The organism is Allosphingosinicella sp. (assembly GCF_036387215.1).
Lineage (GTDB): Bacteria > Pseudomonadota > Alphaproteobacteria > Sphingomonadales > Sphingomonadaceae > Allosphingosinicella.
Map to the genome: position 1 here is coordinate 1 of NZ_DASVUE010000053.1, position 3,066 is coordinate 3,066.

The 3,066-nt window shown below is 62.7% G+C and carries 5 protein-coding genes; all 5 read right to left on the reverse strand.

The window, feature by feature from the left end; genetic code table 11:
* Positions 1–114: 114 nt before the first annotated feature.
* Positions 115–675 (reverse strand): NADPH-dependent FMN reductase, encoded by a 561-nt coding sequence (locus VF662_RS02620; protein WP_464137378.1) that lies wholly within the window; start codon positions 673–675, stop codon positions 115–117.
* The gene (locus VF662_RS02625) at positions 675–1,763 is read right to left on the reverse strand and encodes a HoxN/HupN/NixA family nickel/cobalt transporter (RefSeq protein ID WP_464137379.1); all 1,089 of its coding nucleotides are present in this window, start codon (positions 1,761–1,763) and stop codon (positions 675–677) included. The genes VF662_RS02620 and VF662_RS02625 overlap by 1 nt, the downstream gene beginning before the upstream one ends.
* Complete coding sequence (locus tag VF662_RS02630) at positions 1,760–2,119, reverse strand: hypothetical protein (RefSeq protein WP_464137381.1); 360 nt, start codon at positions 2,117–2,119, stop codon at positions 1,760–1,762. Before VF662_RS02630 ends, VF662_RS02625 begins: the two co-directional genes overlap by 4 nt.
* Positions 2,116–2,769: a nitrile hydratase subunit alpha gene (locus VF662_RS02635; protein WP_464137383.1), complete on the reverse strand. Its 654-nt coding sequence runs from the start codon at positions 2,767–2,769 to the stop codon at positions 2,116–2,118. The genes VF662_RS02630 and VF662_RS02635 overlap by 4 nt, the downstream gene beginning before the upstream one ends.
* Positions 2,766–3,066, reverse strand: a 301-nt coding sequence (locus VF662_RS02640; protein WP_464137384.1) for an SH3-like domain-containing protein, incomplete at its 5' end; no start/stop codon positions are given. The genes VF662_RS02640 and VF662_RS02635, both read right to left, overlap by 4 nt.

Here is a 3,066-nt window from a genome sequence, read left to right on the forward strand (position 1 = left end):
ATCAGGCCCGGGCCCAGGAAGGACTTCCACCTGCGGATGCCGGCAGGGGTTGGATGGCCGCGAGCTTCCCCCGCAGCCGGGGCTTGCGGTTCGACGGGTCGAAACACCCGCGGCCTAACGGGGCCCAAAGAGGCGCACCCAGTCCGCAAAAGCACGGAGGAACCTCTGGAGGAAAAGCCGGGTCGGCTCGTCAGTCAGCTTCCCCTCGGCATCGAATTTCTCATTCGCCCTCGCCATCAGGAATTCGGGCTGCGGCATCGCGTAGGAACTCGTGAACTCGAAAGACTGACGCAATTGGCTTTGCGCACGAGCCGTTCCGGTCGATCCCGGGGAAGCTCCCATCAGGCCGACCGGTTTGCGGGCAAGCGCTGCGTCCTGCGGCGGCCGCGAGCACCAGTCCACCGCGTTCTTCAGAACGCCCGGGACTCCGTGATTATATTCGGGAGTGACCATCAAGATGCCGTCGGCGCTGCGGATTTCCTGTCTCAGACGCGCAACCGCGGGAGGCTCCCCACTCGCCTCTGCATCCCCGTTGTAGAGCGGAATGTCGATGAGATCGAAGATGGTGATGATCATCCCATCGGGTGCCTGTTCACGAGCGGCACGGAGGAGAGCCCGATTATAGGATGCGCGGCGGAGGCTGCCGGCAAAGCCGAGGATGCGCAGGTCCCCCATCAGCTCGCCCCTGCCGCGTCAATTCTCCCATCGAGGCCCTTCAGCCTCCAGATCGCGAGCGACGCAATCCAGGCCAGTATGAAGATCGCGACGACTGCGAAGCCGATGATGTTGAAGCTGGTGCCAAGGGATCGGACGAGGCTCCAGAGGCTGCCTTCAAGATCGAAGCGATCGCCGATGAGCCCGAGCAATTGTATGCCGCCGATGAAGAGGGCGACCACGACCGAGATGAAGGTTATGACCATGTTGTAGTAGAGCTTCCGCATCGGCTTCAGGAACGCCCACTCGTACGCCCTCAACATGACTAGCCCGTCGGCGGTGTCGATCAGCGCCATGCCGGCAGCGAACAGGATCGGGAGGACGATCACCGAGGACAAGGGCAGGCCGCGCGCAGCCTCGGCCGCCGATAGGCTGAAGAGAGCGACCTCGGTCGCGGTGTCGAAGCTCAGGCCGAACAGGAAGCCGAGCGGCAGCATGTGCCAGCTTGCCGAGATCAGGCGGAACAGCGGCCGGAGAAAGCGGGCAAGCAGCCCCCCTCCATCGGACAGAAGATCAAGGTCGCCTTCGCGGAACGGAACGCCTGCTCTTACTCTACGGTACACCCGGTAAACCGAGAGGAAAATCGCTCCATTCATGATCGCGACGGTCAGGAGGAAGAAGGCCGAGACGGCGGCGCTGATCGTGCCGCCGACAGACCGATAAGCTTCGAACAATTCGAGCCTCGCCGCGGTACGGACGATTGCCACCGTTACGAGGATCACCAGGGCCGAGTGGCCGATCGCGAAGAACAAGCCCACCGCGACCGGCCGCTTATCCTCCTGCATCAGCTTTCGGGTCACGTTATCGATGGCCGCGATGTGATCGGCGTCCACGGCATGCCGGAGACCGAGGCCGTAAATGAGCAGGGCAACCCCGAGCAGTACCGGCATCCCGTGGAACGCCGCCAGCGCCCAGATCCAACCGCTCACGTTGAGCAGCGCCACCGTGAGGACCACGAGGGCGAGCCGGAACTTGCTCTGCGATTGCGGACTCGATCTCGTGACGACGAGTGGGCCGAAAATGGCCCGGCTGCTCTGCAGCGAGGTCACGTTGAGGCTTTGGCTGCCGGAGCGCTTCCCCCGGAGACGAAGCGCGCCTCCACCTCGTCCATCTTGAGCGCCAGCTCGGTGGGAGTGAGCACTCCCTTCTGGAATAGGATGTTCGCGAACACCACGATCCAGCGCTCGTAGTAGCTCAGCTTGCCGATCATCTCGGTGCCGAGCGCTTCAACACCGCGCCGTTTCTCTTCCGTGTTGATGATCTTGTGGAAGTCGAGAACGTCGGCGAGAGCGTGGCACCTTTTCTCCCAAGGCTGAAGCTCGTGATCGGACCAGTCGATCCTATCAGCCGGTGCCCCGCCGATGTCGTTCGGAAGCCTCGCCACCAGGGGCAAACTCCTGATCATGCTCTGCTCCCCCTGCTTGCATCCAGTTCCCGCACGACACCAATCATTGCATCGCGCGTGACGAGCGCCTCAAGTTGGCCGAGATCATAATGTTCGGTGCCGGGTGGGCGCTGTGGAAGAACCAGGAACCGGACCATCGCGGTGGAATCGCTGACCCGGATCTCCACATCCTCGGGAATGATCGTCCCGAAATCCGCAAGCACCTTGCGCGGCTCGTACACGGCGCGGGCGCGATAGGGTTTCTGCTTGTACCAGTCTGGCGGGAGCCCGAGGACCGGCCTCGGATAGCAGGAGCATAAGGTGCAGACGAGGAGGTTGTGCACGGTCTCGGTATTCTCGAGAACGATCAGCCCGGTCTCGTCGTAGAAGCTGATGCCGAGTTCTTCGCACGCGGCTTTCCCGTCGGCGAGGAGCCGCTCCCGGTAAGCGGGGTCGGTCCAAGCCCGCGCGACAACCCTCGCACCGAGCGCCTCATTGCGCGTGTCGAGCACTTCGATCTGACGTCGGATCTCTGCGGGTTCGAGCAGCTTGCGTTCGAAGAGAAGCTCCTCCACCGCCGCTTCCATGATCGCGAAATAGCCGGGCATCTCATCATCAGCGGCATTCGAGCCCTCGTGGTGAGCGTGATCGTGAACGTTGCCTTCGCTCATCGGGGTTCCTTCTCGAGCCAGGTTTCGAAAACCTCGATGTGGATCCCGTCCCGGGGTGAGCCGACATAGTCGCTCCAAACCTCGGTCATCGGGATCGCAAGGCGATAATAGTGGCGCTTCGATCCTGCGTTTCGGCCGAAGCCTTCCTCCTCGTTGTCCATCCAAGGCGGCTCGATGATTGCCTCCACCGTGCCCCTTTTTCCGCGGAGGTAAGTGGGGACGCGGTAATGACCCACCGGCGAGCGGGTGAGGACTCGAACGGCATCCCCAGCGTGGAATGCCGGATCTTCGCCGGTG

What these genes read in the sequence shown, in the direction of transcription:
- VF662_RS02620 (WP_464137378.1), bottom strand. Translation starts at nt 675, where the DNA reads ATGGGGGACCTGCGCATCCTCGGCTTTGCCGGCAGCCTCCGCCGCGCA.
- VF662_RS02630 (WP_464137381.1), bottom strand. Translation starts at nt 2,119, where the DNA reads ATGATCAGGAGTTTGCCCCTGGTGGCGAGGCTTCCGAACGACATCGGC.
- VF662_RS02635 (WP_464137383.1), bottom strand. Translation starts at nt 2,769, where the DNA reads ATGAGCGAAGGCAACGTTCACGATCACGCTCACCACGAGGGCTCGAAT.